The 14,217-nt window shown below is 71.3% G+C and carries 10 protein-coding genes; 5 read left to right on the top strand and 5 right to left on the bottom strand.

Translation table 11 applies throughout. The annotated features are described in order from the left end of the window. The first annotated feature begins 108 nt into the window (after positions 1 to 108). A complete protein-coding gene (locus V6B97_RS03480; protein ID WP_333505100.1) occupies positions 109 to 1,698 on the top strand; it encodes an RHS repeat domain-containing protein in 1,590 nt (529 codons plus the stop codon). A gap of 13 nt (positions 1,699 to 1,711) precedes the next feature. Here the strand turns inward: V6B97_RS03480 and V6B97_RS03475 are convergent, their stop codons facing one another. Next, positions 1,712 to 2,362 carry a hypothetical protein gene (locus tag V6B97_RS03475; protein WP_333505099.1) on the bottom strand — a complete coding sequence of 217 codons (651 nt, stop codon included), beginning with the start codon at positions 2,360 to 2,362 and terminating at the stop codon, positions 1,712 to 1,714. Between V6B97_RS03475 and V6B97_RS03470 the strand changes: the two genes are divergently transcribed. Both V6B97_RS03470 and mutY read left to right on the top strand, forming a co-directional pair. Then, positions 2,361 to 3,203 (top strand): hypothetical protein, encoded by an 843-nt coding sequence (locus V6B97_RS03470; RefSeq protein ID WP_333505098.1) that lies wholly within the window; start codon positions 2,361 to 2,363, stop codon positions 3,201 to 3,203. The two genes, V6B97_RS03475 and V6B97_RS03470, sit on opposite strands and share 2 nt — an antisense overlap. 333 nt (positions 3,204 to 3,536) lie before the next feature. Further along, a complete protein-coding gene (mutY, locus tag V6B97_RS03465; RefSeq protein ID WP_333505097.1) occupies positions 3,537 to 4,865 on the top strand; it encodes an A/G-specific adenine glycosylase in 1,329 nt (442 codons plus the stop codon). 47 nt (positions 4,866 to 4,912) lie between these two features. On the opposite strand, the gene V6B97_RS03460 is transcribed toward mutY, so the two are convergent. The 4 genes from V6B97_RS03460 to V6B97_RS03445 form a co-directional block, all read right to left on the bottom strand. Next, positions 4,913 to 7,420: a hypothetical protein gene (locus V6B97_RS03460; protein ID WP_333505096.1), complete on the bottom strand. Its 2,508-nt coding sequence runs from the start codon at positions 7,418 to 7,420 to the stop codon at positions 4,913 to 4,915. A 14-nt stretch (positions 7,421 to 7,434) separates the two neighbouring features. Next, positions 7,435 to 8,640 (bottom strand): glycosyltransferase family 2 protein, encoded by a 1,206-nt coding sequence (locus V6B97_RS03455; RefSeq protein ID WP_333505095.1) that lies wholly within the window; start codon positions 8,638 to 8,640, stop codon positions 7,435 to 7,437. 253 nt (positions 8,641 to 8,893) lie between these two features. Then, a complete protein-coding gene (locus V6B97_RS03450; RefSeq protein ID WP_333505094.1) occupies positions 8,894 to 9,943 on the bottom strand; it encodes an ABC transporter ATP-binding protein in 1,050 nt (349 codons plus the stop codon). Continuing rightward, positions 9,928 to 11,265, bottom strand: a complete 1,338-nt coding sequence (locus V6B97_RS03445; protein ID WP_333505093.1) for an aminoglycoside phosphotransferase family protein — start codon at positions 11,263 to 11,265, stop codon at positions 9,928 to 9,930. Before V6B97_RS03445 ends, V6B97_RS03450 begins: the two co-directional genes overlap by 16 nt. A gap of 384 nt (positions 11,266 to 11,649) precedes the next feature. On the opposite strand from V6B97_RS03445, the gene V6B97_RS03440 reads away from it, so the two are divergent. Further along, on the top strand, positions 11,650 to 11,991 hold the full coding sequence (locus V6B97_RS03440; protein WP_007525016.1) for a TraR/DksA family transcriptional regulator: 342 nt from the start codon (positions 11,650 to 11,652) through the stop codon (positions 11,989 to 11,991). 92 nt (positions 11,992 to 12,083) lie between these two features. Beyond that, complete coding sequence (locus V6B97_RS03435; protein WP_333505092.1) at positions 12,084 to 14,081, top strand: glycosyltransferase family 2 protein; 1,998 nt, start codon at positions 12,084 to 12,086, stop codon at positions 14,079 to 14,081. Positions 14,082 to 14,217: the final 136 nt, after the last annotated feature.

The following is a 14,217-nucleotide window of genomic DNA, read 5'->3' as shown; positions in this document are numbered from 1 at the left end:
CCCCTCCGGACGGCCGTCCCACCCCGCTACGGCCCCGTTGCGGCCGCGCCGGGCCGAAACCTGCATGCTACGGATGCGGCATTTCCACCATCAACCCATGGAGATGTCATGTCCGCCTCCACTCGCGGGCGCACGTCCCGCCGCGCCCCTGCCCAGCGTTCTCCCCAGGCCATGTCCACCGAAGACTTCCTGCGCAACGTGGTGTTCGCCAAGCGGCCCCGCGACGAACAGCAAGCGACGACGCCCGGCAACACGCAGCCCACCGCGCGCCCCACGGCCAACCCCACCGGGTCCCCGGCCCCTGCGCCCTCCCTGCCCGCCCCCGGAGCAGGCAGCCCCGCCGCCGCGCCGTCCGGCGAACTGCCGCCCGCGCTGGATGTGCACTGCGCCTTCTCTCCCGACGGCAGGCTGCGCGCCAAACAGGAACACTGCGGCGGGCGCGTCACCACCTGCGACTACACCCACGACGCACGCGGCCACCTGACCGAGGTGCGCCGCGACGGCCAGGTGGCGGAACGCTACGCCTACAACGCGGCGGGCCAGCGCACGGAGGCTCGGGTGGCCCCGCTGCCCGGCATGTCGCGCGACGCGCTGCGGACCATGGAGACGGAGCGCGCCTTTGCCTACGACGCTGCGGGCCGCCTCGTGCGTGCCGGGCGGGCGCGCTACATGTACGCCCCGGACGGCAGCCTGCGGTGCACGGAAGAGGGACGCAACAGCACGTGGTTCTATTACGGAAATGGAGGAAACGCCGACGCCGGAGGCGCGCCCCATCACCCCCAAGGCCAGCTTGCCCCGGTGGCCCTCGATTCGGTGGTGCTGCCCGGCGGCGACATCATCCGCTACCGCTTCGGCCGCCACGGCATGCCTTTCATGGTGCTGCGCAACGACGCGCCCAGCGAGGAATACCAATGGCTCGACCCGTTGCGCCTGGCCCGCTTCCGCGACCACCGCACCGGCTCGGACTATACCTTTCATTACGGCGGCGACCGCGTGCCCGAGGCCGTCACCGTGTGCGGCCCCGCGCTGGACAACCTGGACGGCAACCTGCTGGACCTGTCCATCTTCCGCAAGGACGGGGAGGCCGCCCCGCCGCCGCGCTCCGTCACCTTCCGCATCGGGCGCGACCAGGTGGGCACGGTAAAGGTCCTGATGGACCCGGACGGCAAGGTGGTGAAGCGCATGGAATACGACAGCTTCGGCAACCCGCTGCTGGACACCTGCCCGTACTTCTTCCTGCCGCTGGGCTTCGCCGGGGGGCTGGTGGACCGGCACACCGGCCTCGTGCGCTTCGGCTTCCGCGACTACGACCCGCGCGCCGGACGCTTCACCGCGCCCGACCCCTTGGGCGACACCGGCGGCGACCACGACCCCTACGACTATTGCGTGGACGACCCGGTCAGCGCCTTCGACCCGCTGGGGCTTGAAGGGGCAGGAATTGCCCGCGATGTCGCCCCGTTTTGGGCTCCTTATGGCTCCAAAGAAAAGCAACGTGTGCAAGAAATCCTTGGAGACAAGGGACAGGAGCTTCGCAAGGGCATGAAGAGCATCCAGGCACTGGATGAAGCAACATCCCCCATCTCATGGGGATTCGCCGTGCCTGATCTGGTAGACGCGGTTCTGCAAGAAACAAAACGAATATGGAGAGAAATCGATCACCCACGCGACAAGAATACAGGGAAATTTATCGATAAATAACGGAAAAGCGGCGTCACCGAGCGCCGCTTTTTTTTCCACCTTTCAACAATGCTCCATAAACACACAGCGCTAAAAAATAGAAAATGAGCATTACCCCTTTTAATGCCTTGTTTATATCCAAAGGATCATTCCAAAACCATAGTATATTGAAAGGAATCATGTTCAGACCAGGAATCCTTCCGGGGACACCAGAATAGAATGAGATGACAAACAAGGTTGCCGCATAAGAAACAACAATTTTCAACCCCAATGTTCTGAATTTGGTATGCCTCAAGGCGAACGCGGCGAGCCCGAAGACAACTGCCCGTATCAGATGCGCCACAACTACATATACAGTTCTGATGCTATGAGAAGCATTAAACAAATCCCAAACCAAATAATCGACAATCACGAAAACCAACAACAGCACGACAATCGCATTTTTTCTGAACGTGCTCACGCGTCCCCCTGCAAATCTGAATTTCACAGCCATGCATTCCCATTTTGTATATTTGACAATGCGATAACACAAGCCAACAATCCATGCCCTGAGAAACAAAAAGCGCATACCCGCGAATAACCCGTCCCGACCTGCGCCGGTGCTGCCGGTGCTGCCGGTGCTGGAAGTTGCCCTTGGCGTGCGACACTGTCTGGCAACGTTCGACGCCAACAGGCAAGTTCCCATGCGCGCGCTCCGTTGCTTCCTGTTCACAGTCACGCTGGCGTTCTGGCTGGTTCCCGGCGCACTCCACGCCGAAAAGATGCCCCAAGCCAACCCGCCCTATCCCACCATGCCCATGCGGTACGAGGAATGGACGTGGGAGGGCACGGTGGATACCATTCCCGCAACGCTGACCATGCGCGGCTGGACCAACAACGAGGGCAGCTTCGTGGGCAGCGGCGTGTGCATCCCGCAGCAGGGGGTCCCACGTTTCGTCACGGGCGGCATCTTTGCCCTGTGGTGGCCGCTCGCCAAGGGGATGCGCCTGTGGGAGTGCCCGCCCGGCGCGGCGGCCTGCACCCCCTGGTACGGCGACACCTACAGTGAAGACCCCACGGAATTCCGCGCGCGCGAAGGCTACATCGGCGACACGCCCTCAAGGTTCGAACTGCGCCGCACCCGGCGCGCCACCCTCGACGCGCCGCCGCCTCCACCGGTGCGTCCCCTGTCCCTGCCGCCGCAAGCCCTGGCAGGCCCCCGGCGGGGGGACCTGCTGGAGCATCCTGGCCTTGCGCAGCAATTGGCAGGCATGCTGTCTCCCGAACACTACGAGATCGTTCAGGGCATGAGCCAGTGGCAAACAGCCCCCTGCTTCATGGGGTCGCAAGGCAACCTGCTGTGCGCGGGCACGTCGGACGGATGGCCGTGGTACCGCCTCGCCCTGGCCGTAAACCCGCAAGGACGGTTGGACGTGCTGATCCATACTCCGCAGGGCGAGCGGACACCGCGCGCATGGCACTACACCACTGATACCGCGAACGCGGCCACCCTGCCCGAACACCTCGGCCGCACGCTGTATCTCTAGGGCATTCCCCGCGACCGCCACATTCCGTGGATGCATGTATCCGCCGTGCCGCAGGAAACAGCGGGCACAACGGCGCAGTCCGTCGCCCGGTAGCGCCGCGACCACCGGGCCGGAACCTGCCGGAACGCGGACGGAGCCAATCTTCCGCCACATCCGCGCAGGAAATGCCGGGGAACCGGGGGGGAGAGCGGGGGCCGGGCTCGGCAGCCGCGGCAACAGGCCCGAGAGATATCGGACAGGACGCTCCCATGCCGCAGGCGGCGGCCCCGCACGGCACGGGCGCGCGTTTCCGCGCCTTGCCAGCCGCGCCGTGCGTGCGGTACATCCCCGCCCATGCCCGCCCGCGACACCTTCCCCCATTCCGCATGCGCCAGCGCCGCCCCCGGCCTGCCGAACACTCTGCCGGACACTCTGCCGGACGCAGCGCCAGACCGGTCCCCGTCCGACGCCGCACCCTCCCCCACGGCCCGCCGCAACCGCGCCGCCGCCACCGCCGACACCGGCCAGGGCCGCGACCTGCCCACCCCGGCCTTTGCCGAAGCCTTCGCGCAGGCCCTGCTGGACTGGTTCGCCGTGCACAAGCGGCCGCTGCCGTGGCGGTTCGGCTACGAGCCGTATTCGGTGTGGATTTCCGAGGTGATGCTGCAACAGACGCAGATGGAGCGCGGGGTGGGCTACTTCCTGCGCTGGATGACCCAGTTCCCCGACGCGGCCAGCGTGGCCGCCGCCAGCGAGGACGAACTGCTCAAGGCGTGGGAAGGACTGGGCTATTATTCGCGGGTGCGCAACCTGCACAAGGCGGCGAAAGCCCTGGTGGAGCGGCACGGCGGCGAACTGCCCGACGACCCGGAGGCCATCCGCGCGCTGCCGGGCATCGGCCCGTACACGGCCGGGGCCATCGCGGGCATCGCCTTCAACCGCGACGTGACCTGCATCGACGCCAACGTGGAACGGGTGCTCTCGCGGGTGTTCGACATCGACACCCCCGTGCGCGCCCAGCCCGCCGCCGGGCGCATCCGGGCGCTGGCCGCCGCGCTGCTGCCCCCCGGCCGCGCCCGCGACTTCAACCAGGCGCTCATGGAACTGGGCGCGCTGGTCTGCCGCAAGAAGCCGCAATGCGCTTCATGCCCGCTGGCCAGCCTGTGCGAAAGCCTGCGCTTGGGCATACCGCACGAGCGGCCCGTGCCGGGGCGCAAGCAGCCCGTCACCCCGCTGGAGGTGGCCACCGGCGTGCTGGTGCACGGCGGCCGCATCTACATCCAGAAGCGGCCGGACGAGGGCGTGTGGGCGGGATTCTGGGAATTTCCCGGCGGCTGCGTGGAAAAGGACGAGACGCCGGACGCGGCCATCGTGCGCGAATACGCCGAGGAAACCGCCTTCCGCATTGCGGTGCGCGACAAGCTGGCGGTGATCCGCCACGGATACACCACCTACCGGGTCACCCTGCACTGCTACCTGTGCACGCTGGACGGGGAGCCCGGCGGGAGCAACGGTTCCGGGCCTTCACCGGCGTCCGCGCCGCCCGCTCCGCCGGTTCTGGACGCGGCCACCGAGTACCGCTGGGTGGAGTTCGCCGAACTGCCGCGCTTCACCTTTCCGGCCGGGCATCGCAAGCTCATCGACCAGTTGACCACCGACCTGCGTTTCGCGCCGTACCGGTAGCGCATTTCCGCGCGGGGCCGCCTTTCGCCCCTTTGGGCGGCGGCGTCCTACGGGCGGCGGAACACCACGAAGCGTTCGGTCTCGTCCACCGCGCGCCATTCCCGCCGCACCCGCGCGGGCACGGAATAACGGGTGCGCTCGTACCCGTCCGGGGCCACGGTGTCCATCTGGTCGCGCTCCATGAACACCACCACGTCGCGGTCCACCAGAAACCCGTACACCTCGTCCACCCGGCCGTCGATCTCGCCGTCCTGCAACCATTCGGCGGGCAGGGCGGGCCTGTCGCCGGTCAGCAGGTACGCCAGCGGAAAGCCGGGCAGCGTCTTGTAGTTGGCCCCGTACCGCGCGCGCAGCTCGCGCAGGTCGCGCAGGGTGCCCAGCAGGGCGTCGTCCACCTTCACCCCGGACAGGCGCGGGAACACCGTCCCCGCGTCGTGCACCAGCGCGGCGCGGGGAAAGGGACGTTGCGGAAACACGTAGGGATACTGGTACCCAGCCCCGAACATGACCAGCCCGCAGGCCAAGGCCACCCAGGCCAGCGTGACCGCCCGGCCGCCCAGGCGCACGTGCGTCAGCATGGCCGCCAGCCACAGCGGCGCGGCGAAGAAGGCCGGGGTCTTGTAGCCCCAGCTGATGCCCGTGGACCACGCCAGCAGCAGCCCCGCGCCCAGCAGCACGGCGGCCCTCCCCGCCGGGGGGATGGCGGGGGAAGGCGCAGCCGCCGGGGCGGAAGCCGCCTCCGCGCCCACGGCGAAGCGCCCCAACAGGTCGCCGCAACACAGCACGCACGCCGCGCCCACGGTCACCAGGAACAGCGGCCAGTCCGCCCCGTAGCCGATCCACACACGGGTGGCGGCCACCGTGTACAGGTAGTCCGCCGCCAGCAGCAGCACGTACAACACCAGCGGCTGCACGCCGCCGCGCGGCCTGCCGTCCAGCACCGCCCACGCGCCCCACAGCAGCAGGGCCAGCGCGGGCAGGGGCAGACCCTGGGTCAGGTACACCACGACGCCCGCCTGCAACGCCTCGCCCAGCCCGGCCTGGCCAGTGGTCATGACCCGGAAGTCGTCCCATGCCCCCGCCGCGTGCAGCAGTCCCGCGAACACGGCGAAGGACGCGGCCGTCCCCAGCGCCGCCAGCCCGCCGTCGCGCCAGTGCAGGGCACGCAGTCCGCCCGGACGCGCGCGCAGAGGGGCGGAGGCGGCAGTCCCGGCGCGGGCAACGGAATCGGCCAACCCGGAGCCACCCCGCCGACACGCCACTCCTCGCCCGGCCACCAGCGCGGCCACGGCCACGCCCAGCGGCATCAGCGCGTACGACTGCTTGGTCAGCGCGCTGGCCGCCGCCAGCACTCCGGCCAGCAGCGGATGCCCGGCCGTCACGGCGTACAGCGCCCCGGCGCCGAACAGCACCCCCTCCACCGTGTGCCACGGCATGGGCGGAAAGGAATGCACCGACCACACGAAGCCCAGCGTGGCCAGCAGCGGCAGGGGCACGCCCAGGCGGCGCAGGTCCACGGCGCGGGCCAGGTACAGCGCGCCCAGCCACGAGGCGGCCAGCATTTCCGCGTAGAATCCCGCCTTGCCCGCCAGCACGGAGGCCCGTTCCGGCGTCAGCCACAGCCAGAAGGCGTGCCAGTACAGCGACAGCGGCGGCTTGACGTAGAAGAAGTCGCGGTAGGGCACCTCGCCCAGCAGGATGCGCCAGGCATGCCCGTAGAAGAAGCCGAAGTCGGTGGTGTCCATGCCGTAGGGCGCGTAGGCCGCCACGTAGAACACGGGCACGGCCACGGCGAGAAGGGCCGCCAGCCGGGCGGGGGTGACGAACGAGCGCCCGCGCAGCGGACCCCGCTGCGCACCGGACGTGCCCGTCCCGTCCGCCTCATCTGGTCCACCTAGCTCGACAGGCCCGGCCAGCCCGCCTGCCCCATCGGATACATCGCCGCACGCCCCGAGCGCGCCATCCCCGCCGCGCCGCCGGAAGCTGTACAGCTTGTGCCCCGCGAAATTGACCACGAACCCGGCCACGATGCCCGCCGCGTGGCAGCCGCCCTCCAGCGCGCGGCCCATGACCGGGGCGAGCGCCGCGCCCAGCCCTTGCGGCAGCACGGCGCGCCAGGCGGCCGGGTCGTGCAGGGCCGCGCCCATGCCGCCCGCGCTGGCGGCCATGGCCGTTCCCCCGCCTGGGGACACGGGCCAGCCCGACAGCAGCACCACCAGCGATTCCGCCACTCGCAGCGCGGCCACGGACACCACCCACACCACGGCCATGCCCACGTGGGCCACCAGCACAAAGCGCAGGCACATGGCCGCGTCGGGTCGCCGCACGCCGAAGGCCCGGCGGTACGACAGCAGGAACACGATGACCATGCCGGTGTAGGTGGCCAGCAGCACGCCCGCCTCGAAGCCCGCCAGTTCCGACCACGCGAAGCGCGACACGAAGTTGGCCAGCGTGCCGATGACGGATGCCTGAAGGTACAGGAAGGCCTGCCGGGCGGTGGCGGAGCCCGATGAACCGGATGGGCCCGATGGCGAGGAAAGGGGGGGCTGCTCCATGAGGATTTCGGACATCAGGCGTGGTGCGGATCGGAATCGTCGCGGGGGACGCCCGGGGAAGCCGGGGCGGCATGCGGGACGGGCCGCGCCGCGCCACAGGTGGGGCAGTGCCCGACGCCGACGGTTCCCGCGCCAGCGGCATCGCCCATTCCCGCGCCGGCGGCATCACCCATGTCCTCTCCCGCGCAGGGTGCGTCAAACCCCACCCGCCGCCGCACCACGTACTGCGGGCGGCGCTTGACCTCCTCGTACACCCGGCCCAGGTATTCGCCGATGATCCCCAGCGAGACCATGACCAGTCCGCCCAGGGTCAGCACGGTGACCATGAACGAGGCATACCCCGCCACGTCCTTGCCGAACAGCAGCGTGCGCCCGGCGATGACCGCCGCGTAGAAGAATCCGGCCAGGGCCACCACCATGCCCAGGTAGCTCCACACCCGCAGGGGCAGGGTGCTGAACCCGGTGATGCCGTCGATGGCGAAATTCCACAGCTTCCACGGCTTCCACTTGCCCGTGCCCGCCGCGCGCGGGGCGCGGTCGAAGCCCACGGGCACCTGCCGGAAGCCCACCCAGGTATACAGCCCCTTGGTGAAGCGCACCCGCTCGGGCAGCGCGTTCAGCGCGTCCACGGCCGGGCGCGAGAGCAGCCGGTAGTCGCCCGCGTCGGGCACGATGGGGTTGCCGCTCACCCGGTTGAACAGCCGGTAGAACAGCCGCGCGCTGACCCGCTTGCCCACGGTGTCGCTGGCGCGGGCGCGGCGCACGCCCACCACCACCTCGGCCCCGCGCTCCCAGGCACGCAGGAAGTCGGACAGCACTTCCGGCGGGTCTTGCAGGTCCACGTCCACGGGCACCACTGCGTCGCCGCGCGCGGCCTGCAACCCCGCCGCCAGGGCCAGTTCCTTGCCGAAGTTGCGCGAAAGGTCCACCAGCTTCACGCGGGGGTCGCGGGCGTGCTCGGCCAGCAGCACGTCCAGGGTGCGGTCGCCGCTGCCGTCGTTCACGAACACGAACTCGAAGTCGTAGGGCTCGCGGTCCACCACCGCCCGCACCGCGGCGAGAAAGATGGGGACGGCGTCCTCCTCGTTCAGCACGGGCACCACCAGCGAAACGGTTCGGCGGCACGCCGCCGCGCCCGGCGCGCTCACGGACGCGGCGGCAGCGGCGGGACTGTCGGCATGTGTCGTGGACGGCGTTTCGTCCGTAGAGTGAGGCATCATGCATGACACATAGCCCATCGCACGAATTCCGGCAATGCGACGAAAATGTAGCGCGGTCCGCCGGAGCACGACCGGGCCGGAGCCACGCCCCCCGGTGCGCGGGGGGCGTACCGTGGCCGCAGGTCCGTTGCGCCATGGAAAAATACGGCGGGGAGCGGCCCCCCGTCCGGGACAGTGCACACGGCATGGTCCATCCGGACACGGCCGCGCAACAACAATGGACGGAACTGCCTGATGCGGCAGGACGGACACGTTACGTCAGTTCCACGCGCACCCGCGTCCCCTCGGGCATGTCCGCGCGCAGGGTGTGCACCACCAGTTCCGGCGCGCCGGGCCGGGGCCCGCCCGCCATGCGCGCCGGGGCCAGGGTCAGCCGGGTGACCTGCCCGGTGAACACGGCCCGAACGACCACGGCGAAGCCGTCCGGGTCGGGGATGGCCGCCAGCCCTTCCGGGCGCAGGGCCAGCGGGGCGCAGTCGTCGCCGCCCCCGCACAGGCAGCCGCCCGGCAGGGGCAGGCCGAAGGCCGCGCACGCCGGGCCGTCCAGCACGTTGACCGGCCCCAGGAAGCGCGCCACCTCCAGCGAGACGGGCTGCCCGTACAGTTCCGCCGGGGCGCCGAACTGGGCCAGCCGTCCGTGCAGCATCACCCCGATGCGGTCGGACACGGCGAACGCCTCCTCCAGATCATGGGTGACGCTGAGGGTGGTCACCCCGTAGCGGCGCACCGTGTCGCGCACGTAGGCCGCCATCTCCAGGCGCAGGGCGCGGTCCAGGTTGGCGAAGGGCTCGTCCAGCAGCAGGGCCGGGTTGCACACCAGCGCCCGCGCCAGGGCCACCCGCTGGCGCTGCCCGGCGGAAAGATGGGCCGGATAGCGGTGGGCCAGTTCGCCGATGGCGAAGTCGGCCAGCATGTCCCGCGCCCGGTCAAGACGCTGGCGGCGGCCCACGCCGCGCGCGCGCAGGCCGAAGGCCACGTTGTCGAGCACGGTCAGGTGCGGGAACAGCAGATAGTCCTGAAACACCAGGATCACCGCGTCGTCGTGCCCGGCGGGCGGGGTGACGGTGAAGCCGCCCGCGTCGTGCGGATGCAGCCCGGCCAGCACCCGCAGCAGGGTGGTCTTGCCCACGCCGGACGGCCCCACGAGGGTGGCCATTTCGCCCCGGGCCAGACGGAAGGTGACCCCGCTGAACACCGGCCCGCCAGCGAGACGCGCGGGGGCTTCCCCGTGCCCGGCCGCTCCGCATCCTGCGGCCGCGCCCTCTCCGTACGAGGCGCACAACCCCTCTACCGCAAGAACCATGCGATGTTCCCCAGATAGCGTTCGATGGTCCGGAAGGTATCGGCATGGGCCAGCGCGCGCCCGCCGCCCGCGTATTCGTGCCAGGCCATCAGGCACCACGACAGGCCGCGCAGCAGCACGGCGCGCACCATGACGTCGGTCTTTGCCGCGCATTCCCCGGCGCCGGGCGCGGGCTGGCCCGCATCGCCCAGGGCCGCCCGGTAGGCCTCCAGAAAGGCCGCGCGCGAGGCCGCGTCGAAGGTGAAGCCGGTCTTCCACAGGGTGGTGGTGGGCGACAGGAAATGGCCCAGGTCCTGGTAGCGGGTGGTGACCACCGCCTTTTCCCAGTCCACCAGCCACGCGCCGCAGGGGGCGGCGGGCACGCCGGGAACTCCTGCTTCGTCGCCGCCGGGCACGAGGAAGTTGCCGGAATTGACCTCGGTGTTGGCGATGACCGGGGCCTCGTCGGCGAACAGCTGGCGGGTGTCCCCGGCCAGGCGGGCCACCCGGTCGCGGTAGGCCAGCAGCGCATCCCGCGCGTGGGCCATGCGCGGGGCCAGCGGATGACCGGCGTGCCGGGCCAGCAGGACCGAACTTTCGGCGGCGATGGCCCACACCGGATCGGGCTGCGCGGCCAGCACGCCACGGGGCAACACATGGGGCGCCGGGCCGGGCGGGGGCAGTTCCACGGACGGGGGCACCGGGGCCTCGTGCACGGCGGCGAACACCCGCGCGGCATGATGGGCGTCGGTGCGGTAGTCCAGCGGGCGGCCCGGCAGCCACTGCATCAGCAGCGCGCCGCCGGGCAGGGCTCCGGCGGAGGAGGTGCCGTCCGGGGATTGCCTGTCCGGGGATTGCTTGTGGGGGGATTGTTCGTCGGGGGCCTCCACGTCTGGTGCCTCTGTGTCTGGCCGCACCACCGCAGGGGCCAGGGCCAGCGGGCGCGGGGTGGCCCCGCACCGGGCCAGGGCGTGCAGCACCCGGTACTCGTAAGAAATCTGGTCGGCCAGTCCCAGTTGGCTGCCCGCCGCGCCGCCCCGGTTGATGCGCAGCACCACCGGCCCGGCCGGGGCGCGCACCAGCCAGTTCTCATGGTATTCCCCGGCGGCCAGGAAGGAAACGTCCGTTTCGGATATCGGCTCGGCCACGGACCCGGCCACCGGGACGCCCAGCGCGGCGGCCCAGGCGCGGGCGGTGGCGGCCGCCGCCTCGTCGGGGGCGTCCGGGGCGTCCAGGGCGTCCAGGGCGTCCAGGGCAGCCGGGGCAGCCGGGACGGGAACCGGCGCGGGCGAAAATATCACGCCGGGCGCGCCGGGGGCGCATCCATCCCCTTGTCGGGTCATGCGCCCGAGAAATGCCGTCACCATGGCCGCCGTGTGCACATCCGCCTCCCGTGTCGCTGCCCAGCCATAGCAGGAAGCCGCCGCCCGCTCAACGCACGGGAGCCGGGCCGGAACCCGTCATGCGTCAAGGGGTTGGAAAGCGCGGGCAAATGGGGTAGGGCTGGATTCTCGTCCGGGTTCCCATGCGGACGAGGCTCCGGCAACCCATGGCGGCGCCCCCGGCGGCGCACGAACCGTGTCGGCTGATCGGCATGCGCCGTTCCGCCCCACGGCGGTTTCCTGCGGCGTTTCGCCCGGCGCGGCGCGCCAGCGCAACCCGCCGGACCGCCGCGACGGACCCAGCAACCACCGCCCTTCCCGCTCGCCCCGGAAGAGAGCAGCACGATGACCCCCAACGACAGACAGAAACTCCGGGACCGGATCGTCGCCGATCTCGCCCGCATCGCGCAGGACATCGAGGCCCTGAAGGAGCTGACCAAGCCGGTCCCCCCCGGCGCGGACGGCATGGACGAGGTGTCGCGCATGGACGCCATCCAGAACAAGAGCGTCAACGAGGCCGCCCTGGCCCAGTTGCGCAACCGGCAGGTGGGCCTGGAATACGCCCTGAAGCGCATCGACGAGGACGACCCCGACTTCGGCTTCTGCGTGGAATGTGGAGAGCCCATCCCGCTGGCCCGGCTCATGGCCATGCCCGAGGCCAGCCGCTGCGTGAACTGCGCCGACTGATCCCGGCCCGCGCCTTTGTTCCGCCGCGCGCCCCGCACCCCGGCGGGCAGGCCGCGCGGGACGCCCGACAGGTCACCGACAGGGACGACGCCATGCCGCACGCCTCCCTTGCCCTTGCCTGGCAGCGCTTGCCGCTGTGGCTGCGCATCCGCCTCGCGCACGGCAGCGTGGGGTCCGTCCACCGGCTGCGCTGCGCGGCCGACGCCATCGCCCGCTCGCAATCCCCCGCCGCCTCGCCCGACGACCGCGCCGGGCGCGCCGGGCGTGACGCCCTGCTGCGCACCGGCCGCGAACTGCTGCTGGCCGCGTGGGAGGACGACCCGTGCAACGGCCAGTTGGCCGGGCAGGTGCTGCTGCTGGACCAGCGGATGTCATGGCTGCACCCCGCGCTGGCCGCGCTGCTGGCCGCCGTGCACGGGGCGTGGCGGCGGCCCGCCGATCTCGCCCGCTACGAACGGCTGGCCGCCCAGGCCGACTGGGTGCGCCTGCAACGCCACGTGGACGCGGAGCGCGAGCGCGACCCCGCCAACCTGTTCTGGGTGCAGCAGGCCGTGGCCGTGGGCGAACTGTCCGGCGACCTGGACTGGCTGGGGGACCACCTGGGCCGGACCGAGGCCGTTCTCGCCCCGGCCGCCGGGTCTGGCGCAGCCACCGCATCCGCCGCGCCGCCCCTGGCCCCCCTCTTCGCCCATCTTTCCGGCTGCCTCGCGGCCAACCGCGCCTCCGGTGGCGACGAGGCAACCGCCGCCCGCCATCACGGCGAAGCACTGGCCCGCTTCCGCGCCGCCGCGCGGGCCGTGTCCGGCCTGCCGCTATCCGGCCTGCCGGGCAACGGCGCGACGCCGGGCTCCGGTTGCTGGCTGGCCCCGGTGGAGCATGCGGGCCACTGCCTGGCCCGCCTGGGCGACGCCCCCGCCGCCCTGCCCCTGTGGGACGCGGTGCTGGCCGCCCGACCCTGGCATGTCAATCTCGCCCTGCGCGCCCACGACGTCTGGCGCGGCGTGGACGCCCCGGAGGCCGCGCCCGCCGGGTCCACCGCCGTGCTGCTCTATTCGTGGAACAAGGCGGCGGAACTGGACGCCGCCCTCGCCCACCTGGCCTCCGGTCTGCCGGACGTGGCCCGCATCGTCCTGCTGGACAACGGCTCGACCGATGGAACCGGCGGAACCGACGGCACCGGCGGCACCGACGGCACCGGCGGCACCGGCGACGTGGTGCGCGCCTGGGCCGACAGGTTCGGGACGGACCGCTGCACCGCCGTGCGCCTGCCGGTCAACGTGGGGGCCGCCGCCGCGCGCAACTGGCTGATGCGCCTGCCCGAGGTGGCCGCCTGCGACTTCGCCGCCTACCTGGACGACGACGCCGCCGTGCCGCCCGACTGGCTGCGCCGCCTGGCCGGGGCCGTGCGCCGCCAGCCGGACGCCTGTGCCTGGGGCGGCCGCACCCTGGACTGGCACGCCCCGTACATGGTCCAGTCCGCCGACCTGCACCTGACCGCCCACTTCCGCGCGCCGGAAGGGACCCCGCCGGACCTCGCCGCCTTCGCGGACGACACCCCGCCCCCGCCTGACAACCAGAGTGGACCGGCTGGACCGGCTGGCGGGCCGCAACGCGACGCCCTGTCCCCGGAGGTGGCCTTTGCCGCGTCCCGCGCCCACGCCCTGCCCTTCTCGGTCAGCGACCTGCACGCCCAGGTCACGGACATGGGCCGCTTCGACTACCTGCGGCCGTGCATCTCGGTGACCGGATGCTGCCACCTGTTCCGCACCGCCGAACTTCTGGCGGCCGGGGGCTTTTCCCTGTCCCTGTCGCCCTCGCAGTACGACGACCTGGAGCACGACCTGCGCCGGGCGCGCGACGGGCGCATGGCCTGCTACACCGGCTTTCTGCCCGTGCGCCACATGAAGCGCAGCGGCAAGGCCGTGCGCATGGGCGCGGCGCAGTTCGGCAACGGACTTGGCAACCGCTACAAGCTTTCGGGCATGTTCGACGCGGCCGGAATACTGGCCATGCGCCGCCGCGAGTTCGAGGCGCTGGAACGCGATTTGCTGCGCAAGCTGGCGGCCCTGGGCACGCGCACGGGTTCCTGACGGGAGCCGCGACGCCGCGTTTTCCGCACCCTCTCGGACCAGCCCCGGCCATTTCCGGTCCGATCATGTCTGGCCCCCGGCCCCGGTACCGGGGCACCGGGGCACACGGCAACCGCGCGGGCGCACCGCGCGCACC

This window comes from Nitratidesulfovibrio sp. 1201_IL3209 (assembly GCF_036763125.1).
Lineage (GTDB): Bacteria > Desulfobacterota > Desulfovibrionia > Desulfovibrionales > Desulfovibrionaceae > Cupidesulfovibrio.
The sequence above is the reverse complement of the archived record's forward strand: the minus strand, read 5'-3'. Positions and strand labels throughout refer to the sequence as shown.

Bases quoted from the DNA above. Each gene is read 5' to 3' on its own strand.
- V6B97_RS03450 (WP_333505094.1), bottom strand. From the start codon at position 9,943: ATGGTTCTTGCGGTAGAGGGGTTGTGCGCCTCGTACGGAGAGGGCGCG.
- V6B97_RS03475 (WP_333505099.1), bottom strand. From the start codon at position 2,362: ATGGGAACTTGCCTGTTGGCGTCGAACGTTGCCAGACAGTGTCGCACG.
- V6B97_RS03455 (WP_333505095.1), bottom strand. From the start codon at position 8,640: ATGATGCCTCACTCTACGGACGAAACGCCGTCCACGACACATGCCGAC.
- mutY (WP_333505097.1), top strand. From the start codon at position 3,537: ATGCCCGCCCGCGACACCTTCCCCCATTCCGCATGCGCCAGCGCCGCC.
- V6B97_RS03470 (WP_333505098.1), top strand. From the start codon at position 2,361: ATGCGCGCGCTCCGTTGCTTCCTGTTCACAGTCACGCTGGCGTTCTGG.
- V6B97_RS03460 (WP_333505096.1), bottom strand. From the start codon at position 7,420: ATGGAGCAGCCCCCCCTTTCCTCGCCATCGGGCCCATCCGGTTCATCG.
- V6B97_RS03440 (WP_007525016.1), top strand. From the start codon at position 11,650: ATGACCCCCAACGACAGACAGAAACTCCGGGACCGGATCGTCGCCGAT.
- V6B97_RS03435 (WP_333505092.1), top strand. From the start codon at position 12,084: ATGCCGCACGCCTCCCTTGCCCTTGCCTGGCAGCGCTTGCCGCTGTGG.
- V6B97_RS03445 (WP_333505093.1), bottom strand. From the start codon at position 11,265: ATGACCCGACAAGGGGATGGATGCGCCCCCGGCGCGCCCGGCGTGATA.
- V6B97_RS03480 (WP_333505100.1), top strand. From the start codon at position 109: ATGTCCGCCTCCACTCGCGGGCGCACGTCCCGCCGCGCCCCTGCCCAG.